Source organism: Nocardia fusca NBRC 14340 (assembly GCF_001618425.1).
Classification (GTDB): Bacteria; Actinomycetota; Actinomycetes; order Mycobacteriales; family Mycobacteriaceae; genus Nocardia; species Nocardia fusca.
On record NZ_BDCU01000022.1, the window covers coordinates 55,747 to 80,339 of the forward strand.

Here is a 24,593-nt window from a genome sequence, read left to right on the forward strand (position 1 = left end):
GCAGCGGCCGTTCAGCTGGGGCTCAGTAGATAGTGAATACGAACGAATACCAGTCTCCGGAGATACTTTCGAACTGTTGGGTGCCACTCCCCAGTGGCTCGGCGCCAGGTGAGTAGACCCAGCCGGAAACCGTGGAGCCCACATATCCGTCGGCGTCGTAGAAGTAGACGCGTTCATCGGGCGCGCGGTGAACCAAACTGATTTCGAGCCCGGCGAGACTCAAGTCCTGTCGGGTATGTGGCCTATCCTCGCGCAGCATCTCGATCGCGACCTTGTCCATCTCCGGGCGTGCGGAATCGAAGCCCGCCGGCTGAAAGACCGAACCGGCGACCAGCCCCGCGAGCACAATCACCGGCACCACGGCGATCTTCCAGGACCACCGATGCTCCCTGCCGAGCAGATACAACGTCTTGATTGCCCACACCAGCAGGGAAACACCCAGGAGAAGCCCGCCGGCCAACAGGGCAACAAGCTGGTCGGGCCCGGTCAGATTCTGAACGAACGGAGCCCAGTCGAGGTGGACGCACATCAGAACCGCAACACCGAGAGCTGTCCCCGCCAAGACCACGGAACCCGGGGCGGTGGCAGTGCCACGTTCGACCTCGGTATGCCCGAGCTGCGCACCTGATGTTTCGATCGGGGGCCTCCTCACCTCTACGACCGTGACCTCACGCCCGATTCGCGTTCGGCGTCTTCAACCGCACTTTACGGCGGGATAAGCCCACTGACCGGACCGCTACAGGGCAGAGCGTTCGCCCGGCCCCTCACCCCCCGGGTGCTGCTGCGTGCAGCACTCGCTCAACCTCTCACCGACCTGCGCCCGCATCCCGACCTCGACACCACCTGACCACACGAGCTGGACGTGTCTCAAAACCTTGGTAATGAGACGCCCCGCCACGCCCAAACTCAGGCATGTGCTGGTGTCGATACCGTCGTCGGCATGAGTGAGGCAGGTTTCGACGATCTCGAGTTCGCGCGCCAGCAGCTGCATCTCGCTGTTGCAGAGCTCTCCGGTGCCGAGATGACACCCCAAGATCGGATTCAGCTGGGACTCCTGGCCGCGCAGGTCGCCCTCGGCGATCGCTTATCTGCGCTGCTCCCCGGTGACGTGACCGCCGACGCCTCTCCCACGGAACATCTGTCGGCCGACGATGGACTGGCGGTCGTCGATGAGTTGGCGCTCGCCGCTGGGAAGGCCTCCGACGATGTGCAGTGGACTCCCGCGCTGTGCGAGCGGATCCTGCGGACCTCGACACCTGCCGGCCATCGACTGGTACAGGCCCTGATCGCCGAAGGTGGCTCTGCTTCTATCGCCCGGCTCACCGAGCTGACCGGCGACACGACGTTGCGGGCGGCCACGCAGTCTCTCAACATGGCGGCCCGCAGGGAAGGCGTCGCTCACGCACTGCCGGAGAGGCGGGTGGTCCAGGCTCACCGCTACCCGAACCCGCTCACCTCCAACGTGACCGCCTACTCACTCCCGCCCGAAACGATCCCATCGTTCACCACCGCGGTGAAGCTTCTCGGCGAGCTGCACCGCCGACTCTATGAGCCGCCTACCCCATAGCCACCCAGACGCGGTGATCTCGTTCAGTCCAGGTAGCCGAGCATGCTGAACTGTGCGATCCAGCGCTGGCGTTCCTCTCGGTTCAACAGCTTGCGGACCGCGAGCAGCTGGGCTTCGTCTGCGTCCGGGTCTGCGTGCACCGCGAGCTCGCAGGGGTCCGACCCCTCGTCGTCGGTGAAGAACCAGTGGTCGATCTCTCGCACCGTCAGATACAGCGGTGTCCGGCCGGCGGCGAAATGGAGCCGGTCACCAACACGCGGCAGGGCCAATGCATCGACCAGGAAGTGAATCGACTCGCCTGTGGGCACTCCCTCATCGTTCTTGGCTGCTATGTAAAGGATGTATCGCACGGGATGGGTTGGTGTAGTGCCGATTTCGGTGTCCGCCTGCCTGCTGGTCTTCATGAGTGCTCATCCTGGCCCCGCCGGGTGTCAGGGCTGGGCGTCTTTGGGTCCTTTGCCGTCTCGTATCCGGGAGATGTACTCCCGGGAGAAGTCGGCGTCGAGAGCGGCGCGGATGGGGGTTCCGGTAGTAATCGCCGAAAATCCAACGAAGTTCGTGTGGTCGCTGGTCAGTGGCCATAGAAACGGGGCGGCGGGGTAGCGGTACGGAATGAGCCGCGATACCCCGATGGTCTCCGGCGGTTCATTCCTGCTCGTCGACGACGGCGCGGGCGCGATCGGTGTCGTGGAACTTCCCGACGTACTTCTCCTGGTCGGCGATCTTGCGCTTGTACCAGTCCAGGGCGCCCTGTTTGGTCACGCCGAGCGCGTCGCCGATGACGGTCCAGGAGTCCCCGGCCTCGCGGGCCTCCTGCATCACCGACCAGCGTCGCCCAGTCAGGAACTCGACCAGCCGCCGGTTGGCCTCCAGCGCCTGTGCCGGGGTGAGGGCAGCGACCGAGTCGATATCGCGCTGCAGGGCTGCACGGCTGGCGTCGGGGTCGTCGAGATTCAGGGTGCCGGCGTCGAGCTGGGCCAGGGTCTCGCGGAGCAGTCGGAGGTGACCGTAGGTGTTCCACGCCGCGTACAGCGGGCGTTCGTCGCCGTGACGCAGGACTGCGGCGATGTCGGTGCCGACGGGCAGATGGCCGCGGGCGTCGGTCTCGAAGTACTGAAATCCCATACGACAAGTTTACTTGACATGACCAGTTTTCTTGACGTTTTCGACAAGAAAACTTACCGAACAACCGTGTGATTCCGGGCGGTTCCCGGCCGCCGATAAACGACCGTTACCGGCGGCCAGAACCGGGAGCCAACCGCCGACGCTGACCAGAGAATTCGCCGTATCCGTTGATTTTTCGGCGGTTACTACCGAGACCCCGAAACAGGACAGCGGATCAGCGATGAGTCCGGCACTGCCCACCCGTCCTGAACGGTGACACCACCGGAAACTCGAGGGAGACTCACCATGCTCATCGTCGCCGGACATCTCATCGTCGATCCGCCCGCCCGTGCCGCCTACCTCGACGGTTGTATCGGGGTGGTCGATCGGGCCCGCTCGGCACCCGGCTGCCTGGATTTCGCGTTGAGCGCCGATCTCACCGATCCGGCGCGCATCAACGTCTTCGAGCGCTGGACGGACCGGAAATCGGTGGAAGCGTTCCGCGGCTCGGGGACCGGCGACGAGCAGAATGCGGCGATCCGCAACGCTTCGGTGGTCGAATACGAGATCGGCGAGATCCGTTCGCTGACCTGACCGCCTGGCTAGAACCCGAGGCGCTGCAGTAACGCCGGGATCTTCGACGCCGACATGAGCGCCTTGAACTGCCAGCTGTCGTCGCGCGGGAGGATTCCGCCGCGCTGGGTGACATCGAAGGCGTCGTAGAGGGTTTCGCCCTCCTCCATCAGCCCTTCGGCGTTGAAGTGGTAGCGGTCGACCGCGGGACATTGGATGAAGCGGCCGTTGCCGTAGAGCACGGGGGCGCTGCTGTCGTAGGGGTAGAGGCGCAGGGGGCCGTCCCAGTGACCGCTGCCTATGTAGCGGATGACGACCCGCACGCGCCCCTCGGGGGTCACGTCGAGGTAGACCTGGCCGGGCAGTGGGTCGTAGCGCCAATCCGGGATGGCGTCGAAGAAGGCGAAATTGTATTTCACGAATTCGTCGATCCCGACGATGGTGCGGCCGAAGGTGGTGACATCGGTGTAGCGGACGTCGGGCGCGTAGAGCTCGTGATTGATGCTCATATCCCGCACCAGGAAACTCCACCAGTACTTCTTCGCCCACTCCATGAGCCAGGACAGGTCCTGGCCGAGTGCGCGGTAGAGCTCCAGTTTCCGGCCGAATTCGACGAACCACTCCTGGGTGGTGGCCTGCAGTTCCGGTTCCGGGATGACCCGGATGGGCACCGCGCGGTTCGCGTCGAGGTATTCGGGGGCCGGCCGGGCGAGGCGGGGACGGCGCAGGGCTTGCTGGAACTGTTCGTCACTGAACACGGCACGAGCCTTTCGACGAATGCGACCCGGGGTCGCGGTCGAGCTTCAACTTGAATCGTATGATTCATGTTGAATCAAATGATGTCAATCAATCCCGGTAGACCGTTGCGAGGATGAATCGTGAACGCACCCAAGCTGTGGCGCGGCCGGACGCTGGACGCCAGATCCGCGGAACGTCGCGAGCAACTCGTGGACGTCGGTGTCGAGTTGCTCGGTACCGACGGCTCGGCCGCGGTCACCATGCGGGCGGTGACCCGCCTGGCGAATCTGAGCCCCCGCTATTTCTACGAGAGTTTCGCGGACCGCCGGGCCCTGATCGTCGCCGTCTACGACCGCCTGGAAACCGAGCTGCTCACCCGGTTGAGCACGGTGGACCCCAGTGGGGACCTGCACACCACGGTCCGTGCGGCACTACAGATCTGCGCCGCCTACTTCGAGGAGGACCCGCGCCGGGCCCGGGTCCTGCTGCGTGAGCCCCTCACCGACGACACTTTGCGCCGCCACAGCGCCGACCGGCTACCCGCGTTCCTGCGCAGCGTGGTGCCGGCACTCGGCACCGCGGCCGGTGCGCTGATACCGGACAGCGAGGAAGCGCTCGCGGTCGCCGGTACGGCGCTCGGCGGCGCTCTGGTGGCTCTCTACCTCGACTGGATCGACGGACGTCTCCCGGTGGAACGCGATCGCCTGGTCGACCACGCCACGGCTGTCGTGCTCGCCCTCGCCGCCATCGGCCGGTAGCGGGAACCACCTGTTCCGGTGGGAACCCGGCAGGCCGGACGTGGCCGCCGCGCCTGTTCACCAGTCGTGTTCGCGCACGAGCTCCACTTTCGCCTGTGCCAGCAGCCCCGCCTGCAGTGACTCGCAATGCACCCACCAGTCCGGGTGGGCCGCGGGGTCACGGACGGCGGCGTGCAGGCCCTCGGCATGGGCGACGATCCTGGCCCGCAACGCGTCCGAGCAGATGATCTCGACCCGCTTCTCGGCCAGCCAGACACTTTCGATCAGCCGCTTCAGATCCTCCGGCACGCCGCCCCGCTCGCGCACATCGAGCTCCGATTGCAGCCGCTGCGCCGTCTCCAGATAGCCGAGAATCGCGGACTTCAGTTCTTCCCGGTGCGCGAGGCGGTTCTCGGCCAGTAGTTCGAGCTTCGACTGCCGCGCCGAACTCCGTTGCACGAGTAGCGTTGCCGAGGCACCGAGCGCGGCACCCAGTAGGGGCATCAGACTTGTGAGCAACGTCGAAACCACACCCGGCGACATGGCTTCATCCTTCACCATCGGCAGCCCTGCTGCCGCCGACCCGATACCGCTCACGGGCCGACCGCGACGACGTCGTAGGCGGTACCCGGGGTCGGCGCTGTGCCGAACCGGGCATTGGGCAGGTAGAGGCGCTCACCGAAAGCCGCCACCGTCGTCGGGACATCGAAACGCGGGTCACGCAGGCGGCGCTCGACCGTGCCACGGGTGCCCGTGAGGTCGAACCTCACCTCGGCGATCGAGCCGATCCGGTTCTGCACCACAAGTAACCTGCCGTCGCGCCACAGCAGTCCGTCACCGTAGGGCACCGATTCGGCACCGAGGTCGACCGCCTGCGCCGCACCCGTCGCCGGGTCGACGCGGTAGAGCCGCCCGGTCGCCGACTGCACCACGATCAGCCCGGCGCCGCCCGGTGCGCCGACGATCCCGTTGGCGTTGATCGCGTCCGGCGAGAACTCGATATCACCGGTCAGCCGTAGCGTCACCGCCGCCTCGGGCCGCGGCAACCCACCCGAGGGACCGAGGGGCAGGTGGTACAGCACAGGCGTATGCGAATCGGTGAACCACGCGCCCGCAGCGGTGAGCGCCACATCGTTGACGAACGGATCGGCCGAGCCGAACCGGTAGCGCGCCAGTACTTCACCCGTCCCGGTATCGATCACGCGAGCGTCACCCCCGGTGCCACCGGCGACGAACAGCCGGCCGTGCGGGTCGAGCGCGAGCCCGAGCGCCGGGGTACCCGGTCCTGGACTCAGTACCGCGCCACGACCGGTCCGGAGATCGACCCGGTAGATCGTGCCGTCTACGCGTGATCCGAGGTAGGCGACCGGCGCCGAGCCGATCGCGATACCTTCCGGCGCGAACCCGGCGGGTAGTCCTATCGTGTCCGGAAAGTACTGCGGCTGTGCGCAGCCGGGCACGAGGAGTGCCGCGCCGAGCACCACGAGAGCGATCACGATACCGAGAACCTGCCGCATCCCGAATCTCCGCTTCAGTAGCCGACCGTGAAATGCCGTACCCCTCCGGAACACTCGAGTTCGTCGACGATCGCGACGGCGAGATCCTCGGCCGAGATCCGAGAGTTTCCGGCAGCATCGACCAGGAGCGTGGTGGTCCCGCGCCGGTATTTTCCCGTGCGCGATGCCGGCTCGAGGACGGCGGGCGGACTCAGATAGACCCAATCGGCCGGATGGGCGCGGCACGCCTCCAACTGCGCGACACCGGCACCCGCTATCGCCCGGATCGGCTCGGGTACGTATTCGGGGCTGTCCACCACGAGCCGTTCGGGATGCGCCGGGTTACGCAAGGGCGCCGCACCGCCCACGACAAGGACGCGCGTTCCGTGTGCGGCCGCCGCGTCGAGCACCGCGACGGTGCTCGCGGCCACCGTATGCTCCTGCCCGGGAACCGGCCGGGTGGCGACCACCACGGCATCCGCACCGGCCGACAACTCGATCATCCGGGAGTGGTCGTGCGCGTCGCCCTGGACCGCGACCACCCCGGGCGGCAGGAGGACCGGCCGCGCGTTCCGGAAGACGGCCACCGGTTCGTGTCCGCGGTGGGCGGCTTCGGCGACGACCCGGGATCCGACCATCCCGGCGGCTCCGACGACAACGATCTTCATCGCGATATCTCCTTCGTGGCGAGGGTGACAGGGTTGCCGCGCCGCCGCGCCGGCGCGGGTAGCTGGCCCGCGACGATCGCCGCCAGCGAGAGCCCGAATCCCCCGAGCTGGATCGGGCCGAGGGTCTGACCGAGCAGTACGGCACCGAGCACGGCGGCGACGAGCGGCGAGAGCAGCGTGAGGATCGCCACGGAGTTCACCGGGAGGGTGGTGACTCCGCGGAACCACAGCACGTAGGCGATGAGCCCGCCGAACAGGCCGAGCCAGAGATATCCGAGAGCAGCGGACAGGCCGATCGGCGGCGGCGGGCCTTCGACCAGGACCGTGAGCGGCGCCAGGAACAATCCGCCCGCCGTGAGCTGCCAGCCGGCGAAAGCGGTCGGACCCACCCCGGCGGGCCGGCCCCAGCGTTTGGTGAGCGTCAGACCCAGGGCCATCGAGGCCGCACCGCCCAGACCGGCGGCGACCCCGACGGGGTCGAAGGCCGCGGCCGGCCCGAGCACCACCAGACCGACGCCCGCCAATCCGATCACGCCCCAGGCCATTCGCCATCCTGAAGGACTTTCGTGCAGTACGGCCACCGCCAGCACCGCGACGACCAGCGGTTGCGCGGCCGCCAGGGTGGCGGCGACGCCGCCGGGCAGCCGTTCGGCCGCAATGAACAGCAGTGGGAACAGTAGGCCGATATTGAGTACGCCGAGTACCGCGGCTCTGCCCCACCACGCGCCACGCGGCAGGGTCCGGGTGAGAGCGAGCGCGATCAGTCCGGCCGGTAGTGCGCGCAGCAGGCCCGCGAACAGCGGATGCCCCGGCGGGAGCAGTTCGGTCGTGACGATATAGGTCGTGCCCCAGGCGACCGGCGCGAATGCGGTGAGCGTGGCCCGGGGCAGATCACTCCCGCGGGGGACCCCGTCCCCCGCGGGGCTCCTCAGTGCAGCTGGACTCTTCACCCTCGAAGTCTCGCTCCGCGGCTATTGATGAGTCCAACACATGTTTGTCACTCGAACGATCTCGATACAAGATTGATCCATGGAGCTGCAACAGCTGCGCTACGTGCTCGCCGTCGCCGAAACGCACAACTTCACCCGGGCCGCCCAGCGCTGCCTGGTCGTCCAATCCGCACTCAGCCACCAGATCGCGCGCCTGGAACGCGAACTCGGCGCGAAACTGTTCGAGCGCACCAGCCGCCGGGTCCGGCTGACACCCGCGGGCGTTGCGTTCCTACCGGCCGCGCGCCAATGCCTGGACGCCGCCGAACGCGCCGCGGCCGCGGCCGCCGCCGCCGTGGGTGAGGTGCGCGGCCGGCTCGCTGTCGGCCTGATCCCCTCGGTCACCGCGGTCGACCTCCCCGCCGCGCTGCGCGTTTTCCGCGGCCGCTACCCCCGTGTCCGCATCAGCCTCCGGGTCGGCGCGAGCGACGAGCTCACCGATCAGGTCCGCGAAGGCGCCCTCGATATCGCCTTCCTCGGACTCCCGACCACGGCACGACCGCGGGGTGTCACAGCGCACGAACTCGCCCGTGATCGCCTTGTCGCCGTGGTCGCCCCCGAGCATCCGCTCGCCCGCGAAGCCTCGGTCGACCTGCTGCGCCTGTCCGCCGAGACCTTCGTCGACCTTCCGGCCGGGACCGCCGGGCGCGCGCAATCCGATCAGGCCTTCGCCGCCGCCGGAATCGATCGTGACGTCGCCTTCGAGGTGTCCTCCGCCGAATACATCGCCCGCCTCGTCGAACAGGACCTGGGCGTGGCCATGCTGCCTTCCGCCTACGTTCCGCAGCTCACCGGCGTGGTCACCGTCGAGGTCTCCGACGCCCCCGCCCGGGTGGAGTACATCGTCTGGAGCAGCTTCTCCCGAACCCCCGCGGCCTCGGCGTTTCTCACCGTTCTCGACATTCCCGTCCCGTCGGACGCCGGGGCATGACCATCAGACCAGGTGCTTGCGCAGCACTTCCTGATGGGTCGGGCGGGCGTCTTCCAGCCGTGCGCGCCCTTCCGCGGTGAGTGCCAGGAAGTTCGCGCGGCGATCGAAATCACAGGCCGCCCGCTCCACCAGCCCGGCCTTCTCCAGCCGGGTCACCGTTCGTGAGAGCGCGCTCTGACTCAGGTACATCTCGGCCTCGATGTCCTTCATCTTGACCTTGTCCGCCTGCTCCACACCGCAGCGCCCGCCCAGGACCTGCAGCAATTCGAATTCGCTGAGCCCGAGCCGATGCCGCGCCTGCAGCGCGTTCTCGAGTTCGCACGAGGTGACGTGGTAGCGGCGCAGCGTTTCGGACCACTTCGCGCAGACATCGTTGTCGGAGTCGTGGTACATGACCCGAGATTAGCATGTCAAGTCATTTTATGCCCACGCATTACATGACTCAGCATTACATGCGTTGACATTCAATGCTCGTGCATTTAAGTTCTCTCGGGTGACCCTCACCGCATCAACCCCGCAGAACCTCGCCGCCACAACGGCTACCGCACCGGCCGCCGACCGCTGGGGACCGAAGCTGTGGGCGATCCTGTTCGTCGCCGGACTGGCGATGTTCCTCGACGCGCTCGACGTCTCCATGGTCGGCGTGGCACTCCCCTCCATCGGCCACGACCTCGGCCTCGACACCTCCGCCCTGCAGTGGATCGTCAACGGCTACATCCTCGGATACGGCGGCCTGTTGCTCCTCGGCGGCCGCGCCGCCGACCTGCTAGGCCGCCGCCAGGTCTTCCTGACCGCCCTGGTGGTCTTCGGTATCGCCTCGCTCGTCGGCGGACTCGTCGACGCCGGCTGGCTACTGATCGCCACCCGGATCGTCAAGGGCATCGCCGCCGCCTTCACCGCCCCGGCCGCTCTCTCGATCATCACCACGACGTTCAAAGAGGGCCCGGATCGCAACCGGGCGCTGTCGATCTTCACCATCTTCGGCGCCACCGGATACGCCTCCGGCCTGATCGTCTCGGGCCTGCTCACCGGTATCGACTGGCGGCTCACCTTCTACATGCCCGTGGTGGTCGTCGCCGCGGTCATCGTCGCCGCCTACATCGTGGTACCGCGCACCATCGAAAAAGAGGAGGGCCGTATCGATTTCACCGGAGCCACCCTGCTGACCGGCGGAATGCTCGCCGCAGTCTACACCATCGTCACCGCCCCGGAGACCGGTTTCACGGCCACCGTCGTCGCGACCACCATCCTGGCGGTCGGACTGCTCGGCGCGTTCTTCGTGACGGAGAAACGGGTGAGCCACCCGCTGGTGCGGCTGAGCATCTTCCGGGTGAAGTCGATCGTGCGGGCCAACCTCGCGGCGCTGGCCATCTTCGGCTCCTACCTCAGCTTCCAGACCATCGTCTCGCTGTACCTGCAGAACACCCTGCAGTGGGAGCCGTTGCAGATGGCACTCGCGATGGCGCCCACCGGCATCATCGTCGCCATCCTGTCCCCGATGGCCGGTAATCTCATCGACCGCTTCGGCACCGGCCCGATGATCCTCGCCGCGCTCACCTCGTTCGTCGGCGGCTACCTCTGGTTCCTCGCCCGCGGTGGCAGCCCCGACCCCGCCTACGCGGTCGACTACCTGCCCGCGTTCCTGCTGCTCGGCCTCGGTTTCGCGCTCGGCTTCTCCGCGGTCATGTCACAGGCCACCGAAGGTATCGCCGACCACGAGCAGGGCCTGGCCTCCGGCCTGGTGCAGACCTCGTTCCAGATCGGCGGTGCGGTGGTCCTCGCCGTCGCCACAGGCCTGATCAGCGGTGCGGCCACGGGCGGCATCGACGGTTACCGGCCGGGGCTCTACCTGGTCACCGCGGTCGCGGTGGTCGGCCTGCTGGCCTCGGCCACGGCGCTGCTGGCACGCAAACAGCCGGTCGCCGAACTCGCGTAACGGTTTCCGATCGAGAACGGGGTCGCCGGTTCGGCGGCCCCGTTCTCGGCACTCGAATCAGAAAGGCCGCTGGGTGCGGATGATTTCGGCCAGGTAGGCGTAGTCGTCGGCCCGGCCGCTGGACGCACGGAAAACCAGGCCGAGGGTGCGCCCCGGCGCCGGATTCGCGAAACGCGCGGTATCGAGTGCGCCGCGGCCGGTCTCGGCCGCGACCGCCATTTCCGGGATGAGAGTGATCCCGAGTCCCCCGGCCACACACTGGACCACCGTGGACAGCGAAGCCGCACGGGTGTCCCCGGCCCCGCCCGGGTGGACGTCCGTGGAACGGCACAGTTCCAGGGTCTGGTCCCGCAGGCAGTGACCCTCGTCGAGAAGCAGCATCGGTAGCGCGTCCAGCGCCGCGGGTTCGATATCGGTTCGACCGGCCAGCGCGTGGCCGGCCGGGACCACCAGGACGAATTCCTCGGTATAGAGCGGTATTTCGACCAGTCCCGCGGCTTCGGCGGGCAGGGCGAGTACCGCGACGTCGAGCACTCCGGCGCGCAGCTCGTCGATCAGGCGGGCCGTTTTGTCCTCGATCACCTGCGGGGTCAGCGCGGGGAGTTTGCGATGCAGGGTGGGCAGCAGGGCCGGGAGGATGTAAGGGGCCGCGGTGGGGATCATCCCGATGCGGAGCACACCGGCGAGGATGTCCCCGGTCGCCGAGGCCAGGAAACGGTCGGCGGCTTCCAGCGTGGCCGTGGCGGCGGGGAGCAGCCGGGCGCCGGCCGCGGTCACCAGGACGCGCCGGGTGCTGCGTTCGATGAGCTGCAGTCCGAGCCCGCTTTCCAGTGCGGCCAATGCCTGCGACAACGTGGGCTGGCTCACCTCGAGGCGCGCCGCGGCGGTGCCGAAGTGCCGGTATTCGGCGACCGCTACGAACGCACGCAGCTGTGACAGGGTGGGCTGATAAGACTGATCGGGCACGCCTATCAGTCTAGTGCGACTCATCACTTTTGCCTTTTGCCGGTCATTCGGCAAGATTACTTACGAGCTTTCGCCTGACCGGCTGGAAATCGACCAGGCCGGTACCACTGTGACGAGAAGGAGTTTCGGGCATGCCCCTGCTGACCATCGGCGACCAGTTCCCCGCCTACGATCTCACCGCGGTGATCGGTGGTGACTTGTCCAAGGTCGACGCTCAGCAGCCGGACGACTATTTCACCCGGGTCACCAGCGCCGATCACGCGGGCAAGTGGCGGATCGTGTTCTTCTGGCCGAAGGACTTCACCTTCGTGTGCCCGACCGAGATCGCCGCGTTCGGCAAGCTGAACGAGGAGTTCGCCGATCGTGACGCCCAGGTCCTCGGCGCGTCCGTGGACAACGAGTTCGTGCACTTCCAGTGGCGGGCCCAGCACGAGGACCTGAAGACGCTGCCCTTCCCCATCCTGTCCGACCTCAAGCGTGAACTGGCCACCGCCACCGGCGTTCTCAATGCCGACGGCGTCGCCGACCGCGCCACCTTCATCGTCGACCCGAACAACGAGATCCAGTTCGTGTCGGTGACCGCCGGTTCGGTGGGCCGCAATGTCGACGAGGTGCTGCGCGTGCTCGACGCGCTGCAGTCCGACGAACTGTGCGCCTGCAACTGGAAGAAGGGCGACCCGACCATCGACGCGCGCGAACTGCTGGCCGCGAGCGTCTGAGAGCGGAAGGAGAACCGGTGAGTATCGACAATCTGAAGAGCTCGCTACCCGAATACGCCAAGGACCTCAAGCTCAACCTGTCGTCCATCTCGCGGACGACGGTGCTCAACGAGCAGCAGCTGTGGGGCACTCTGCTGGCCGCGGCCGCCGCGACCCGTTCCACGGCGACCCTGCGGGAGATCGCCGAGGAGGCGGCCGAGGTGCTGTCCGCCGAGGCCTACAACGCCGCACTGGGCGCCGCCTCGATCATGGGTATGAACAATGTGTTCTACCGCGGCAAGGCGTTCCTGGACGGTAAGTACGACGATCTGCGGGCCGGTCTGCGCATGCAGATCATCGGCGCCCCCGGTGTCGACAAGGCCGATTTCGAACTCTGGTCGTTCGCGGTGTCCTCGATCAACGGCTGCCAGCACTGCCTGGAAGCCCATGAGCACACGCTGCGTGAGGCGGGTGTATCGCGGGAGGTGATCTTCGAAGCGCTGCGCGCCGCGGCGATCGTGGCCGGGGTCGGGCAGGCCGTGCAGGCCACCGAGGCACTGGCGACCGCTTCGGTCTAGATTCACCGGTTCGCCTCGGCAGGGCGCACCGATCGACCCGATACCGGGGCGGCGCGGAATTCTCCGTGCCGCCCCGGTGCCGTAGGTGCCGCCGGCAGCTGCACCGAGACCGGAAAATCCGCTCCCGCGACTCAGAACAGCCGCAGGTTTCCGATATAGACCTTGCCGCCGATCGCCACGGGTTCGTACTCGCTGGAGATCTTCCAGACCTCCCCGCCGTCGTTCCAGACCTCCAGCGTTCTGCCGGTACCGGGTCCGTCCGTGGCGACAGCGATCCGGCTTCCGTCGGTGCCGAGTTCGGCGCCGTCCGGCAGATACCCGGGGATGACGTAGTCACCGGTGTACGCGTCGACGACCCGGCCCGTATCCGCGGTCGCGATCAGGTTCCCGATACCGTGCAGCGGCAGCGGTTCGGCATAAGTGCCGGATCCGTACGAGTCGTTCTGCCACAGAATGGTTCCGCTACGCGGGCCGATCCCCGCGTAGGTCGTCTTGTTCTCGTCCGTCTGGATCGCAGTCGGCACCGATGTCTCCGCCGAGACTTCGTCGGTGCGGTACGGGCGCGCGCTCGGCCGCCAGCCCTTCGGCAGTTCCGCCGTCCTGGCGCCGTTCCGGTCGTAGATACCCGCCGGTGCCGGACCTTCGGCGACGACGAACCCGTCGATGAAGACATTCCAGTCGTCCGTTTCGATCGCCTCGACGCTGTCGCGACGGAAGATCTCCGCACCGTTCTCGAGCTGGACCACCCGGAACTCCCATTTCGACAACGGTTGGGACGGGTCGGGGGCGGAGGTGATCACCGCCAGCCGGACCAGCCCGAAGGTCTCGATCGAATGCCGGGGGTCGCCCGAGGGCCGGGCCGCGGACCCGCCGACCCCCGGGATCGGCGGAAGTTCCCGGCCGTCCACCCCGATCGAGCGCAATACGGGTGAGTGCGGCCGATCGGGCCGGTCCACGAAGACGAAGCGTTCACCGGCGGCGATCAGCTCATCGATCCGGCCCGCGGCGGTGACAGTGCCGCTGACCCGGTTCGCTGCGAGATCCACGATCACCACCTGATCGGTGGCTTCCGACGAACGTTCGAGCCGGCACGCCGCCGCCGAACGCCCTTCGCTGACGACACACCGGCCGAGCCTGCGCTGGGTCGTATCCAGTACCAGCGGTTCGGCGCCGTTCCGGAGCCGGCCGGTGCCCGCATCGATCACGTCCAGGTAGTCGACCGTGCCGCCATCGCCGAGATAGTAGCTGCGGCCACGCAGGACGATCTCGGAATCGCCGCCGAGCAATTCGGCGGGGCTCGGATAGGACTCCGGCGGGCCCGGGATCTCCTGCATGGTCCAGATCGGAGTATCCGGCCGCCGTTCGAGGGACGGCAGAATCGGCGTCACCGGCCGGCGGGGCAGCTGCGCCGCTTCTTCGGCACCGGCCTGGTCCGCGAACGCCCGGAAGCCCAGGACACCGACGACGACCAGCACGACGACCGCCAGCACTGCCCCGACGACCATCGGTACGGTGCGGCCACCGGTCGACGGCGCGTTGTCCGGCCCCGGCGATATCGGCGGGGGTGGAAGGTAACCGATATGGTCCGGGCGAATGACAGTGGCCGCGTACCGATCCGCCGATGCGGGGCCGGGCCCGCCCGGTCCGGCCGGTGGCCGGATGTGCGCGACGGTCACGGCGAGCGCCTCCCCGAGGGCGTTCGCGAACTCTTTACTGCTGGGGAAGCGCTCCCCCGGGCTCTTCGCCATCGCCCGTGCGATCACCGCGTCGACCTGCGGTGAGAGCTCGGGCCGTGGTGTGCGCACACTCGGGACCGGCTGCTGTGCGTGTGCCATGATCACCGCGACGGGGTTGGTGCCCGGGAAGGGCTTCGCGCCGGTGAGTAGATGAAAGGCGGTGGCGGCCAGCGAATACTGGTCCGATCTCGGGTCGACCGGGAGCCCCTGCATCTGTTCCGGCGAAGCGTAGGAGACAGTGCCGACGGTCAGGCCGGTTCCGGTGAGGTCGGAGGTTTCCGGGCCCATCCGGGCGATCCCGAAATCGGTCAGCAGATGGTGTCCGGTCCGCCCCAGCAGGATGTTCGCCGGTTTCACATCGCGATGGACCAGTCCCCGCGCACCCGCGTAGTCGAGCGCGTCGGCGACCTCGGTGACGGCCCGGGTCACCTCGGCGCCGGACAACCCGGCCGGGGCGGCGGTGAGCCTCGCCGACAGATCGATACCGTCGATCAGTTCCAGGGCGATCCAGAGCCGCCCGTCGAATTCGCCACGGTCGTGGACGCTGACGATCCCGGGATGCGACAGCGATGCGGCGAGATCGGCCTCGCGTTCGAAGCGGCGCCGGTAGGAATCGTCGCGGGTGAATTCCGCGGCCAGCACCTTGATCGCATCCGAACGTGGCAGCCGGGGGTGCCGGGCGACATAGACCTCACCCATACCTCCGGCGCCGAGAAGACGCTCGATCGTATATCCGGCGAACACCGCCCCCGGCGCCAATGCGGCCACTGTCCGATCCCTCCGATACCGATGCCCAGCCGATCACACCGTATCGGAAGGGCATCGGAAACACTGCGGCGAAGGCCCCACCCGCGCAACAATCCGGGCGCCTCGGATCGACGTCCCGCGACATCCGCCGGCTTCGACGTGACAGTGCAGGTGCGAGTCGGACTGGTCGAAAACCGGCGGCGGAGCGCAGGTCGTCTACGGCAGCGGCACGCACGAACTGCCGGTGTTCAGCCCCGGCCCGCGCACATCGACTTCGATGTACTTCGCCGAGGTGTACTGCCCCGGAGTGAACTGCTGGGCGGTGATGTTCTGACGCCCGGTGTATTTCGGCGTCCATTCGAACGTCGCCGTCCCGTTCTCCGGGTGATAGACGGCCTGGCCCAGCCGCTCTCCGTTACCCGGAACCGAACCACCGCTGTTGATGATGGTGACCTCCCCCGCCTCGGACGGCGGCGCGTCGACTGTCGCCGTGACCGTATAGGCACAACCGGTCCGCAGCCCCTCCGGCCCGGCGGCGACATCCACTCCCGTTACGGCCGCTCCCGCGCCCGGTGCCGCGTACGCTGCCGCAACGCCCAGAGCGCTCAGCACCGCGGCGAAGCCGAAATGTCGGATATTGCTGTGCATATCGAACCTTTCGTGATCTTCGGTAGGACCCTCCGACCCTCCCACACCCGGCCGATATCTGCCGGCTGGGCGCTCGACGCGCAGCTCATGCTCCGAGATCGACGGTGGCGCGAAAATCGCTCGGCCGGATACCTCGATGTCGTTTGAACGCGGCACTGAAACCGAACGCGTCCGCATAGCCCACAGCCTTCGCCACCTGCGCCACCGTCAGACTGCGATCGGCGAGCAGTTCCTCCGCCTCGTCCATCCGGCATTCGGTGAGATACGCCAGCGGCGACTGCCCCATGACCTCGGCGAACCGCCGCGCGAACAATGCCCGCGACACCCCCGCTTCCGAAGCCAGCGACGCGACCGTCCACCCGGCGGCGGGCTTTCCGTGCATGGCCTCCAACGCCGGCCCCACCACCGGATCGGCCGGCCCGCGATACCAGCCCGGCGCCCCCGCGTCCTGCCCGTCGAACCAATCACGCAGCGTGCACACCAGCCCCCAGTCCAGCAACCGGTCCATCAACGCCTGCGCACCGGCCGGCCGTCGGACCGCGTCCCTGGCCACCGACTCCATCCACGCGCACACCTCGATATCGTCGGATACCACCAGAACCGGGGGCACCGCGCGCAGCAGGCGTTCGTGACGCCGGCCCGAGGCCCGGTAGGCCCCGACTATCAGCGCGGTCTCGCCGGCCGGGTCGTCACCCCAGCGGCCGTCGTCCAGCGCGGCATCGCATTTCACGTCCGGCGCGAAACAGGCGATCTCGTATTGCTCATGGGGCAGGTCGACCGTGGCCGCGTGGTCGGCGACGAGAAACGGTTCCGGGCCGCGCACGACCGCCGTGTCCCCGGCCACGATCCGCCGCTCGATCCCACCGGGCAGCAGCAGCGTGCCACCGCCGCGCAGCACGGTGATCATGGTCAGCGGTGCCCGGTCGGCGAACCGGATACTCCACGGGGCTTCCAGCACCGCGTTGGTGAGTACGGCGCCTTCGGCACGGATACCGCTCAACAGTGTGCTCAATGGGTCCACCCCGCCAAGGGTAGACGAACTCCTATCAGATGTAGATCATTACCCATAGATCGTCCACCGGATGCGGTGTGGAATCAGATCAGACCGCACAACCGAGTATCCGGAGAGAGCCGGATCGAGATGGAGGATCCCGTGTCGCACACCACGCCCGACGACGCCACGACCACCCGTACCGCCCTCGTCGTCGTCGCCCACCCGCGCCGCGACTCGCTCACCGCCCATATCGCCGAGCTGGCCGCCCAGCGGCTCACCGCGGCCGGCTACCGCATCGACCTGCTCGACCTGCACGCCGAGAACTTCGATCCCCGGATGAACGCCGCCGACCTTCCGGAATGGGGAAACCGGGAGAAGACCTACTCTCCGGAGGTCGAGAACCATATGCGGCGCGTCCTCGCCGCCGATGTCATCGTCGCGGTGTTCCCGGTGTACTGGGTGCAGGTCCCGGCGATCCTCAAAGGCTGGATCGACCGCGTGTGGAACTACGGATTCGCCTACGGCCGCAGCAAACCCCGGCTCGCCGGCAAACGGATGCTGTGGCTCGGCCTGGCCGGCGCGGCGGACGACGACGGGGTCGTCGACATCATGCAGCAATCCCTCGGCATGCAGCTCAACGACGGTATCGCGTACTACTGCGGCCTGGCCGAATCGTCGGTGGGGCTACTGCCCGGCGCGGAGGAGAAACGACAGCGGGTGGACGCCGACGGCAATCTGCTGCTCGACGAGGCACTCACCGGCTCGATTCGCGACGCCCACTACGCGGCGTTGGAAGACCGGGCACAGCGCTTCGTCGACGATTTCCTGGCCCGCGACCGAGTACCCGCCTGACCGGAGCCGCCCGGTGCGTGCCCGCGCTCACCCGCCGGGCGCGCGGCCCGGGTGCCGCCGGGAGTTGCCTACGCCCGGTTGCGGCCACCCGCCGAGTCGACCGAGCGCACTGGCCGCGATTAGTTACAAAGAATTCTTTGCATGCATTGATCCTTGGGCGGCGAACGCCACCACCGTTCGTTCCCCTTGGCCAGCTCCGGTGCCTCCTCGATGAATCCGTGTTGGGCGAGCTGTCGCAGGTGGTAGCTGGTGGCTCCGGTGTTCTCCCCGAGCGGGGCGCCGAGCGCGGTGGAGGTGGCCGGGCCGTTTTCGGCGAGGGCGCGCAGGATGCGCTGGCGGAGCGGGTGCGCCAGCGGAATACCGCCCGCACACGCACAAGACGACACCACCGCGGTGGACATCACATTCACTCGCGGCGACGGCACCACGACGACCGGCACCGTCCATGCGCCGGCCGGCGCCACCGGACGGCCGGGCGTCGTCCTCGTCCACGGGTCGGGCAAGGGCCGCAGTGCCCACTACGACCTCACCGCCGATGCTTTCGCCCGCGCGGGCATCGTGGCGCTCGCCTACGGAAAGCGGACCGAGGGATACACGCCGGCGCACCGCGACTATTCGCTACTCGCCGACGACGCGCTGGCAGGTCTTGCCGCATTGCGGAGCCGACCGGAAGTCGACCCCGCCCGGGTGGGTCTGTGGGGGTTGTCCGAGGGCGGGTGGGTCGCGCCCGCTCGCCGCTTCGCGGTCGGCCGACGCGGCATTCCTGATCACGATCGGCGCGAACTCGGGCCCGCCGGCCGCGCAGCAGGCATGGGCGAACGAGACCAGGTTCGGCGCGGCGGGCGTGCGTGATCAATGGTGGACACGTAGGCACGCAACGGGATCTCGCCGCCCGCCTCCACCATCCGCCGGGCGAGGCGGTCGGGATCGGCCGACAGCACGGAGAGAAGTCGTCCGCGACCGCCGAGCCGCAGCGGGTCGTGATCGAATTCGTCGGCGCCCTCTGCGAGCCCCCCTGGTTCGGCGGTGAACCGCACCCCACGTGATGCCACGCGAGGCACAGTCCTCCGCGCTCACCTCTGGTGTTCTCGGCTACGTCTGATGAAATGCGCTCAGAACGGCTGGCCCTGCAAGAGCGCGAAAGCGCCCGCTATGAAGAACAAAGGGATGAAGAGGGCGGTGGCGACAGGATCGCCGTTGAGGTAGCCCTGGCGAATACCTTCCAAAGCTGCTGCGGAACCCGAATTCATATCAGCTGACCCTTTCGCTGTGTCGTGACTCGACAGCGCCCACCGTACCGACGCGCCCGAAACCACCCTTACCACCAGCGACCAGACCTGCTCACAACTCCACCACGAGCTCGTCTCAGACCGTTTTTATCGCTCCGCCATCGGCCAGATAGTCGGCGCCCGTCAGGTTTCCGGAGACAGGCGAGGCCAAGAAGGTGACCAGCGCCGCGGTCTCGCGCGGCTCGGTGAGCCGGCCGGTGGTGATACCCATCCGACCAGGTGCCTGCGCGAGGAACTCCTCGAGCGTTTCGCCGTTCCGGGCGGCGACGTCGGCGGCGTAACCGTCGGGGGCCGACCAGTTACGGGTGCGGGTGGGTCCCGGGGAGACGGTGAGTACGCGCAGCCCTTGGCCGCCGAACTCCTCGGCAAGTGCCTTGGTGAGGTTGTTCAGCGCGGCTTTCGCGGTGCCGTAGTCGACCGGGTGGTAGGCGGCACGGGCGCCGATCGACGAGATATTGATGATCACGCCGCGCTGCCGGAGCAGGCCGGGCAGGGCGCGGCGAGTGACCCGGACGGTGCTGAACAGGTTGAGTTCGTAGGTGCGCTGCCACGCGTCGTCGGCGATGTCGAGGAAGCCGCCGGCGTCGGCACTTCCGGGGACGACACCGCCGACATTGTTGATCAGGAGATCGATCTCGCCGAGGATCGCGCTCGCTCGTTCGATCAAACGGGCGGCACCGTCCGGTGCCGCCAGGTCGACAGGCACCGCGGTGACAGCGCCGTCGAGCTCGCGGAGTTCGGCGGTGACGGTACGCGCCGCAGCCACCACACGTACGCCTTCGGCGCTCAGTGCCCGGACGATTTCCAGGCCTATCCCCTTACTGGCCCCGGTGACGACGGCCGTCTTCCCGCCAAGTTGCAGATCCACGACACAACCTTTCTTGAACTACAGTTACAGAATAAGAGCAGGGAGCAGAGCCCGGTCACCGCACGCGGGCCAGGGGTGGATTACAGAGCGCGCAGTGCCGTGTCGACCAGTCCGGCGAGCCGATCGGGGCGGGGATCGGCCTTGGCGAGCACCCGCATCCCGTTGATGGTGGTGAGCAGGAAATTCGCCGCGTCGTGGGGATCCAGGTCCGCGCCGAACTCACCGGCGCGTTGCCCCTCTTCGATGGCGCCCCGGAAGGCGTCGTGCTGCCGGTCGAAGATACGCCGCACGAGCGGGCCGGCCGTTTCGTCGTCGCCGAGTTCGACGGCGGTATTCGTGGCCAGGCAACCACGCTGGTCGGAGTCGGTACAGGCCGCGTCGAGCACCATGGCGAGGGCGGCGCGCACCCGCTCCCGCGGCGAGCCCGGCCCGTCGAGCAGATCGATCAACCGCACCGTTTCCGTCGCCTGATAGCGGCGTAACGCCCGCTCGAAGAGATCACGTTTACCAGCGAACGCGTTGTAGAGACTGCCCCGGCCGATACCGATCGCGTCGACGAGGTCCTGCGGGGTGGTGCGGGCGTACCCCTTGCGCCAGAACACCTCCATCGCCTTCGCGACCGCGTCGTCCGGGTCGAAGCTCTTCGTCCGTGCCACGGAGCCGACAGTAGAGATTTTGTAATCAGGAGTCAAATATTTTGCGGATGCAACGAAGGTCGGCCGAGACGATCGCCTGGACCGATGTAGCGGGCTCCTCGAACTGACATCATGGGAGTCGTGAACGAGCGGGGAGAACCGGTCCTGTACGCCATCGTCACCGGCTCGCCGCCCGCCCGCGACGTCACCCGGCTCGTCGACCTGGCGCGGGCCGACGGCTGGGATGTGTGCGTGGTCGCCTCACCGGACGGCCGCGGCTTCATAGACGTCGACATGCTCGAAGAGCGGACCGGACACCCGGTCCGTAGCCACTACAAGAAACCCGGCACACCCGACGTCCTACCGCCGGCCGACGCCATGATCGCGGCACCCCTCACCTGCAACTCCATGGCGAAATGGGCTGCCGGGATCTCGGATACGCTGCCGCTCGGGTTACTGGTCGAAGCGGTGGGCAAGGGGCTGCCGGTGGTGGCGGTACCGTTCTCCAACCGAGCGCAGATGAGCTTTCCGGCAGTGCAGGTGGCGAGGCGAAACCTCTCCGATTGGGGGGTTATGGTGCTGGCCGGCGACGAGCAGCACGAACCGGGGACCGGCGAGAACTACCTGGATCTGTTTCCATGGGAAGCCGCCTGGCGTGCGGTGCTCGACCATCCACGTCGCACGGCCGCGGGCGGCTGATCGCCGAAATCCGTTCGCTCGCCGCTGCTCGCCCCGGCAGTCGGAACCGGGGCGAGCGGCGAACTCCCACCCATTCGGCCACCGTCGGAAGGTGGACCGTTTCGGCAGCGCGGGAGCGGCAGCAGGGTGGCAGCCGTCTCCGCCGCGACCGCGTCAGCCGACGGGGCCGGTCCCGAGTGCTTCCACCGCGGCCCGGGCGGCCGCGGCGACAAGAGCATTGTCCGGTTTCGCATCCTGCTCGGATTTGGTGGTGAGCACCGCGATGACGAGCGGGGCCCGTCCCGGCGGCCAGGCCACGGCGACGTCGAGCGCGGACCCGTAGGCCGGGGACCCGGTCTTGTTGCCGACCTTCCATTCGGCGGGCAGCCCCGCTCGGATGCGGTTACCGCCGGTCGCGCTGGCGACGAGCCACGCGGACAATTGCGCGCGTTCGGGCTCCGCGAGGCTGTCACCGACGACCAGTGCGCGATAGTCGGCGGCCAGCGCGGCGGGAGTGGTGGTGTCGCGTTCGTCGCCGGGGATCGCGGTATTCAGCTCGGTTTCCCAGCGGTCCAGTCGCGAGGTGTTGTCACCGAGGGTGCGGAGGAACGCGGTGAAGCCCGCGGGTCCGTCGAGCAGTTTCAGGATCTGATTTCCGGCCGTGTTGTCGGACACCGTGATGGCCGCCTCACACAGGGCCGCCACCGTCATCCCGGTATCGACATGCTGCTCGGTGACCGGCGAGTTCTCGACGAGATCGGTGCGCGGATACTGGATCACCCGGTCGAAGAACCCCGAGGACAGCGGATGCTTGTGCAGCAGGGCACCGCACGCGAGCCCTTTGAACGTGGAAGCCATCGGGAACCGCTCACCGTCACGGTAGGCAACGCTGCGGCCGTCGGCGGTGTCGAGCGCGAAGACCCCCAGCCGCGCGCCGTGTGCCGTTTCCAGGTCGGCGAACTGCTGTGTCGTCACGACTTGGCCGGTAGCGCCCGCAGGTGCGGTCGCGACGGTGGTGCCGGGGCCGGCATCACATGCGGTAGCCGCCGAGAGCGCTGCCACCGCCAGTGCGGCGGCGGCGAGTCGACGGCGATCGAACGAGAAGAGTTGAACGAGTGCGGAGAAATTCACCCCCGCAGCACATCACCACAACCTGGAGCGAGGCCAATACACAACTCCCCCGCGGACAGGTTGGACTTGATATCGCCGCAGGTCACCCGGGCCGAACGCGTCGTTACAGGCACTGCCGACCACGCTCGGCTGGTAGCGGAGCGCCACGGCACGCCCGTCACGTTCACATCGGGACCGAGGCAAAACCGTATTCCCGCAGCATCCGGCCTTCTCTCGCATCCGCCCACGCGGTGGCCACGAAATCGAGCGTGTCCCCGGGCAGAGCGTCCGGGTCGGCCCAGACGAGTTCGCTGCACTTCCACGGTTCGCGGATCTCCGGTGTGCCCTGCCACGACTGGGCGGCGAAGAAGATGTCGACCCGAGGTTCGCCGGCCCAGCGGAACATGGTGCCGCTCGGGCGTAGATCATCTGGAGCAAGGGTGATTCCGAGCTCCTCGGCAACCTCACGGACCACGGACTCGGTAAGCGCCCGACCGCGGTCGACATGGGCGGCCGGCAACCCGAGCCGCCCGTCGGCGTAACCGCGACCGGCGCGTCGCAACAACAGGATTCGGCCGTCCTCGATGAGAAAGAGGTGGGCCGCCACCGGGTAGCGGTCGTGCTTGGTATCGAACACATATCCCGACATGGGCCTCCTCGTTCCGAAGTTTCCGCAGCGGAGGGCTGGGGTCGTGTGGCAGGTCGGCGTACACCGTAACGCCCCTGCGACCCGGTTCGGATGCGGCGCCGAAGGTGTTTCATCCGGCGGGCAGCCACCGGGTGGCGACGCACTCGACGAATCGGCCCCTACCGAACGAGCATCCAGCAGTCTCGGGTCCAGGCGTTCATGTCGCCCTACCGCCCCGCGGAGCCAACGAGCCCTCGGCCGATACGCCGTCCCTGCGCCCACCGCTGACCAGCACTCGTATGCCCGGACCGATCCCCGGGACTCCTGTCGTTTGCATCCAGAAGCGGGGCACGAAAAACTGGCGGCACGACCGTATGTGGAGAGATGTGAGGAAAACAGCTGAGCGACAGTGACTTCCGTGACCGGCGCCGCATCGGCGCTGCGCACCGCAGAGGGCGAGCCGCGCCCTTCGAAGACCATGTCGCCCCGGCCCTCCGCCCGAATGGTTCCGTCGCGGGTTCGGCGACACACAGTGCAACGGAGAGGTATTCGATGACCGTATCTACGCAGGACCGATTGAAGCAGCACGGGCTGGAAGTGGACTTCCTCCCCGACATAGAGGAGATCTTCCCCATCCGGCTTCGCGATCCCGGCGAGTTGGCCAGACGTACACTCGCCCTGCACGCACTGCTCGGTGTCATCTTCCATCCGGACCCGAGAGAAATCTCGGAATGGATGAAGGCAGAAGATTTCTTGCAAGAATTGACCGAGCGAGAAAAATGGGCCTTCGCGCTGACCGACCTGCCCGAAGAAGAAATGCGGTGGCAGCAGTCGGCTATGCAGTCGAACCTGCTGACCTGGCGAGCCGAGTCCCTGTATGTCCTGCTCTGGGCCTCGGGAAGAGTTCCGAGTCTCGTCGATCCCAGCGAAAGAATGGACGGTTCGCTGGTCGCCGACCATCTACCGGCGCTGGGCCAACCCTTGCAGCCGTTCATCCGAGACGCCGGCCTGCGCCCCAGCCAGGAGATACTCACAGAACTGCACTACTACTTCTTCCTGAATCACTTCATGGAAGATATATACGAGCAAACCGGAGAAATAATCGGCGACCTGGACCCCATGCTGACGGCGGAACGATTCCATGCGTTGCATTGGATTACCTGCGCCGGCCAGTCGGAATGGGATGCCGACGAACAGTAGTCCCGCACCGGCCCGGTCGACGGCGGGGCCGGTTGCCCGGTGCCGAGAACAAACGGCAGCGCGTAGGCGCCGACGGCAGCCGCCCCGACGAAAGCTCAGCGACCGCCTCGGCCTTCCCGTCCCGCTCGAACACGATGCCAGCGCGGCGATGTGGGCCGAACACCGGTGCCCCTGACCGGGCCCGCCCGCGACGCCCACTGCACGGCACCGGAGGGGCGGGCGATTCA

General features: G+C 67.6%; 30 protein-coding genes. 11 read left to right on the top strand and 19 right to left on the bottom strand.

Annotated elements, in window-relative coordinates; genetic code table 11:
* Positions 1–22: 22 nt before the first annotated feature.
* On the bottom strand, positions 23–652 hold the full coding sequence (locus tag NF4_RS13020) for a hypothetical protein (RefSeq protein ID WP_157120272.1): 630 nt from the start codon (positions 650–652) through the stop codon (positions 23–25).
* A gap of 288 nt (positions 653–940) precedes the next feature.
* Between NF4_RS13020 and NF4_RS13030 the strand changes: the two genes are divergently transcribed.
* Positions 941–1,567: a hypothetical protein gene (locus tag NF4_RS13030; protein WP_157120274.1), complete on the top strand. Its 627-nt coding sequence runs from the start codon at positions 941–943 to the stop codon at positions 1,565–1,567.
* 23 nt (positions 1,568–1,590) lie between these two features.
* Here the strand turns inward: NF4_RS13030 and NF4_RS13035 are convergent, their stop codons facing one another.
* Positions 1,591–1,875, bottom strand: a complete 285-nt coding sequence (locus NF4_RS13035) for a hypothetical protein (RefSeq protein WP_063127615.1) — start codon at positions 1,873–1,875, stop codon at positions 1,591–1,593.
* 337 nt (positions 1,876–2,212) lie between these two features.
* Entirely contained in the window at positions 2,213–2,692 is a 480-nt protein-coding gene (locus NF4_RS13040; protein WP_063127616.1) for a hypothetical protein, read from the bottom strand.
* A gap of 285 nt (positions 2,693–2,977) precedes the next feature.
* Between NF4_RS13040 and NF4_RS13045 the strand changes: the two genes are divergently transcribed.
* Positions 2,978–3,265 (top strand): putative quinol monooxygenase, encoded by a 288-nt coding sequence (locus NF4_RS13045; RefSeq protein WP_063127617.1) that lies wholly within the window; start codon positions 2,978–2,980, stop codon positions 3,263–3,265.
* Between the two features lie 8 nt (positions 3,266–3,273).
* Here the strand turns inward: NF4_RS13045 and NF4_RS13050 are convergent, their stop codons facing one another.
* Positions 3,274–4,002 carry a nuclear transport factor 2 family protein gene (locus tag NF4_RS13050; RefSeq protein ID WP_063127618.1) on the bottom strand — a complete coding sequence of 243 codons (729 nt, stop codon included), beginning with the start codon at positions 4,000–4,002 and terminating at the stop codon, positions 3,274–3,276.
* A 120-nt stretch (positions 4,003–4,122) separates the two neighbouring features.
* On the opposite strand from NF4_RS13050, the gene NF4_RS13055 reads away from it, so the two are divergent.
* The gene (locus tag NF4_RS13055; RefSeq protein ID WP_063127619.1) at positions 4,123–4,740 is read left to right on the top strand and encodes a TetR/AcrR family transcriptional regulator; all 618 of its coding nucleotides are present in this window, start codon (positions 4,123–4,125) and stop codon (positions 4,738–4,740) included.
* A gap of 57 nt (positions 4,741–4,797) precedes the next feature.
* Here NF4_RS13055 and NF4_RS13060 read toward each other — a convergent pair whose 3' ends face one another.
* Genes NF4_RS13060 through NF4_RS13075 form a run of 4 tightly spaced genes read right to left on the bottom strand, consistent with a single transcriptional unit; the run spans position 4,798 to position 7,833 of the window.
* A complete protein-coding gene (locus NF4_RS13060) occupies positions 4,798–5,262 on the bottom strand; it encodes a hypothetical protein (RefSeq protein ID WP_157120276.1) in 465 nt (154 codons plus the stop codon).
* A gap of 50 nt (positions 5,263–5,312) precedes the next feature.
* Positions 5,313–6,236, bottom strand: a complete 924-nt coding sequence (locus tag NF4_RS13065) for an SMP-30/gluconolactonase/LRE family protein (protein ID WP_198165324.1) — start codon at positions 6,234–6,236, stop codon at positions 5,313–5,315.
* Positions 6,237–6,250: 14 nt separating this feature from the next.
* Complete coding sequence (locus NF4_RS13070; protein ID WP_063127621.1) at positions 6,251–6,883, bottom strand: NAD(P)-dependent oxidoreductase; 633 nt, start codon at positions 6,881–6,883, stop codon at positions 6,251–6,253.
* On the bottom strand, positions 6,880–7,833 hold the full coding sequence (locus NF4_RS13075; RefSeq protein ID WP_369690927.1) for an EamA family transporter: 954 nt from the start codon (positions 7,831–7,833) through the stop codon (positions 6,880–6,882). The genes NF4_RS13070 and NF4_RS13075 overlap by 4 nt, the downstream gene beginning before the upstream one ends.
* 79 nt (positions 7,834–7,912) lie before the next feature.
* Here NF4_RS13075 and NF4_RS13080 point away from each other — a divergent pair, with 79 nt between their 5' ends.
* On the top strand, positions 7,913–8,803 hold the full coding sequence (locus NF4_RS13080; protein WP_063127622.1) for a LysR family transcriptional regulator: 891 nt from the start codon (positions 7,913–7,915) through the stop codon (positions 8,801–8,803).
* A 3-nt stretch (positions 8,804–8,806) separates the two neighbouring features.
* On the opposite strand, the gene NF4_RS13085 is transcribed toward NF4_RS13080, so the two are convergent.
* Complete coding sequence (locus NF4_RS13085; RefSeq protein ID WP_063127623.1) at positions 8,807–9,196, bottom strand: MarR family winged helix-turn-helix transcriptional regulator; 390 nt, start codon at positions 9,194–9,196, stop codon at positions 8,807–8,809.
* A gap of 100 nt (positions 9,197–9,296) precedes the next feature.
* Here NF4_RS13085 and NF4_RS13090 point away from each other — a divergent pair, with 100 nt between their 5' ends.
* Positions 9,297–10,739 (top strand): MFS transporter, encoded by a 1,443-nt coding sequence (locus NF4_RS13090; protein ID WP_063127624.1) that lies wholly within the window; start codon positions 9,297–9,299, stop codon positions 10,737–10,739.
* Positions 10,740–10,796: 57 nt separating this feature from the next.
* Here the strand turns inward: NF4_RS13090 and NF4_RS13095 are convergent, their stop codons facing one another.
* The gene (locus tag NF4_RS13095) at positions 10,797–11,705 is read right to left on the bottom strand and encodes a hydrogen peroxide-inducible genes activator (protein WP_063127625.1); all 909 of its coding nucleotides are present in this window, start codon (positions 11,703–11,705) and stop codon (positions 10,797–10,799) included.
* Between the two features lie 131 nt (positions 11,706–11,836).
* Between NF4_RS13095 and NF4_RS13100 the strand changes: the two genes are divergently transcribed.
* Both NF4_RS13100 and ahpD read left to right on the top strand, forming a co-directional pair.
* Entirely contained in the window at positions 11,837–12,424 is a 588-nt protein-coding gene (locus tag NF4_RS13100; protein WP_063127626.1) for a peroxiredoxin, read from the top strand.
* Positions 12,425–12,441: 17 nt separating this feature from the next.
* Positions 12,442–12,981: an alkylhydroperoxidase, AhpD family gene (gene ahpD, locus NF4_RS13105; RefSeq protein WP_063127627.1), complete on the top strand. Its 540-nt coding sequence runs from the start codon at positions 12,442–12,444 to the stop codon at positions 12,979–12,981.
* A 131-nt stretch (positions 12,982–13,112) separates the two neighbouring features.
* Here ahpD and NF4_RS13110 read toward each other — a convergent pair whose 3' ends face one another.
* The 3 genes from NF4_RS13110 to NF4_RS13120 form a co-directional block, all read right to left on the bottom strand.
* Positions 13,113–15,485: a serine/threonine-protein kinase gene (locus NF4_RS13110; protein ID WP_063127628.1), complete on the bottom strand. Its 2,373-nt coding sequence runs from the start codon at positions 15,483–15,485 to the stop codon at positions 13,113–13,115.
* A gap of 195 nt (positions 15,486–15,680) precedes the next feature.
* A complete protein-coding gene (locus tag NF4_RS13115) occupies positions 15,681–16,112 on the bottom strand; it encodes a hypothetical protein (RefSeq protein WP_063127629.1) in 432 nt (143 codons plus the stop codon).
* 85 nt (positions 16,113–16,197) lie between these two features.
* Positions 16,198–17,133 carry an AraC family transcriptional regulator gene (locus tag NF4_RS13120; RefSeq protein WP_063127630.1) on the bottom strand — a complete coding sequence of 312 codons (936 nt, stop codon included), beginning with the start codon at positions 17,131–17,133 and terminating at the stop codon, positions 16,198–16,200.
* 132 nt (positions 17,134–17,265) lie between these two features.
* On the opposite strand from NF4_RS13120, the gene NF4_RS13125 reads away from it, so the two are divergent.
* Positions 17,266–17,958: an NAD(P)H oxidoreductase gene (locus tag NF4_RS13125; protein WP_232330442.1), complete on the top strand. Its 693-nt coding sequence runs from the start codon at positions 17,266–17,268 to the stop codon at positions 17,956–17,958.
* A 119-nt stretch (positions 17,959–18,077) separates the two neighbouring features.
* Here the strand turns inward: NF4_RS13125 and NF4_RS36500 are convergent, their stop codons facing one another.
* Positions 18,078–18,359, bottom strand: a complete 282-nt coding sequence (locus tag NF4_RS36500) for a winged helix-turn-helix domain-containing protein (protein WP_084533117.1) — start codon at positions 18,357–18,359, stop codon at positions 18,078–18,080.
* On the opposite strand from NF4_RS36500, the gene NF4_RS37745 reads away from it, so the two are divergent.
* Positions 18,352–18,810, top strand: a complete 459-nt coding sequence (locus NF4_RS37745) for an alpha/beta hydrolase family protein (protein WP_157120278.1) — start codon at positions 18,352–18,354, stop codon at positions 18,808–18,810. The two genes, NF4_RS36500 and NF4_RS37745, sit on opposite strands and share 8 nt — an antisense overlap.
* Before the next feature lie 260 nt (positions 18,811–19,070).
* Here the strand turns inward: NF4_RS37745 and NF4_RS38590 are convergent, their stop codons facing one another.
* The 3 genes from NF4_RS38590 to NF4_RS13145 all read right to left on the bottom strand — a co-directional run bounded on the left by NF4_RS38590 (position 19,071) and on the right by NF4_RS13145 (position 20,771).
* A complete protein-coding gene (locus NF4_RS38590) occupies positions 19,071–19,208 on the bottom strand; it encodes a hypothetical protein (RefSeq protein ID WP_189094189.1) in 138 nt (45 codons plus the stop codon).
* A 115-nt stretch (positions 19,209–19,323) separates the two neighbouring features.
* Positions 19,324–20,115, bottom strand: a complete 792-nt coding sequence (locus NF4_RS13140; protein WP_063127633.1) for an SDR family NAD(P)-dependent oxidoreductase — start codon at positions 20,113–20,115, stop codon at positions 19,324–19,326.
* An 80-nt stretch (positions 20,116–20,195) separates the two neighbouring features.
* Complete coding sequence (locus tag NF4_RS13145; protein WP_063127634.1) at positions 20,196–20,771, bottom strand: TetR/AcrR family transcriptional regulator; 576 nt, start codon at positions 20,769–20,771, stop codon at positions 20,196–20,198.
* 120 nt (positions 20,772–20,891) lie between these two features.
* Here NF4_RS13145 and NF4_RS13150 point away from each other — a divergent pair, with 120 nt between their 5' ends.
* Positions 20,892–21,449 carry a flavoprotein gene (locus NF4_RS13150; protein ID WP_198165325.1) on the top strand — a complete coding sequence of 186 codons (558 nt, stop codon included), beginning with the start codon at positions 20,892–20,894 and terminating at the stop codon, positions 21,447–21,449.
* 153 nt (positions 21,450–21,602) lie between these two features.
* Here NF4_RS13150 and bla read toward each other — a convergent pair whose 3' ends face one another.
* Both bla and NF4_RS13160 read right to left on the bottom strand, forming a co-directional pair.
* The gene (gene bla, locus NF4_RS13155; protein ID WP_063127636.1) at positions 21,603–22,559 is read right to left on the bottom strand and encodes a class A beta-lactamase; all 957 of its coding nucleotides are present in this window, start codon (positions 22,557–22,559) and stop codon (positions 21,603–21,605) included.
* A gap of 163 nt (positions 22,560–22,722) precedes the next feature.
* Positions 22,723–23,187, bottom strand: coding sequence for an NUDIX domain-containing protein (locus NF4_RS13160; protein ID WP_063127637.1), 465 nt, complete (start codon positions 23,185–23,187; stop codon positions 22,723–22,725).
* Positions 23,188–23,718: 531 nt separating this feature from the next.
* Here NF4_RS13160 and NF4_RS13165 point away from each other — a divergent pair.
* Complete coding sequence (locus NF4_RS13165) at positions 23,719–24,366, top strand: DUF4272 domain-containing protein (protein ID WP_084533095.1); 648 nt, start codon at positions 23,719–23,721, stop codon at positions 24,364–24,366.
* Positions 24,367–24,593: the final 227 nt, after the last annotated feature.

Bases quoted from the DNA above. Each gene is read 5' to 3' on its own strand.
- NF4_RS13030 (WP_157120274.1), top strand. From the start codon at position 941: ATGAGTGAGGCAGGTTTCGACGATCTCGAGTTCGCGCGCCAGCAGCTG.
- NF4_RS13040 (WP_063127616.1), bottom strand. From the start codon at position 2,692: ATGGGATTTCAGTACTTCGAGACCGACGCCCGCGGCCATCTGCCCGTC.
- NF4_RS13045 (WP_063127617.1), top strand. From the start codon at position 2,978: ATGCTCATCGTCGCCGGACATCTCATCGTCGATCCGCCCGCCCGTGCC.
- NF4_RS13060 (WP_157120276.1), bottom strand. From the start codon at position 5,262: ATGTCGCCGGGTGTGGTTTCGACGTTGCTCACAAGTCTGATGCCCCTA.
- NF4_RS13065 (WP_198165324.1), bottom strand. From the start codon at position 6,236: ATGCGGCAGGTTCTCGGTATCGTGATCGCTCTCGTGGTGCTCGGCGCG.
- NF4_RS13070 (WP_063127621.1), bottom strand. From the start codon at position 6,883: ATGAAGATCGTTGTCGTCGGAGCCGCCGGGATGGTCGGATCCCGGGTC.
- NF4_RS13080 (WP_063127622.1), top strand. From the start codon at position 7,913: ATGGAGCTGCAACAGCTGCGCTACGTGCTCGCCGTCGCCGAAACGCAC.
- NF4_RS13085 (WP_063127623.1), bottom strand. From the start codon at position 9,196: ATGTACCACGACTCCGACAACGATGTCTGCGCGAAGTGGTCCGAAACG.
- NF4_RS13100 (WP_063127626.1), top strand. From the start codon at position 11,837: ATGCCCCTGCTGACCATCGGCGACCAGTTCCCCGCCTACGATCTCACC.
- NF4_RS13115 (WP_063127629.1), bottom strand. From the start codon at position 16,112: ATGCACAGCAATATCCGACATTTCGGCTTCGCCGCGGTGCTGAGCGCT.
- NF4_RS36500 (WP_084533117.1), bottom strand. From the start codon at position 18,359: ATGTCCACCGCGGTGGTGTCGTCTTGTGCGTGTGCGGGCGGTATTCCG.
- NF4_RS38590 (WP_189094189.1), bottom strand. From the start codon at position 19,208: ATGAATTCGGGTTCCGCAGCAGCTTTGGAAGGTATTCGCCAGGGCTAC.
- NF4_RS13160 (WP_063127637.1), bottom strand. From the start codon at position 23,187: ATGTCGGGATATGTGTTCGATACCAAGCACGACCGCTACCCGGTGGCG.
- NF4_RS13165 (WP_084533095.1), top strand. From the start codon at position 23,719: ATGACCGTATCTACGCAGGACCGATTGAAGCAGCACGGGCTGGAAGTG.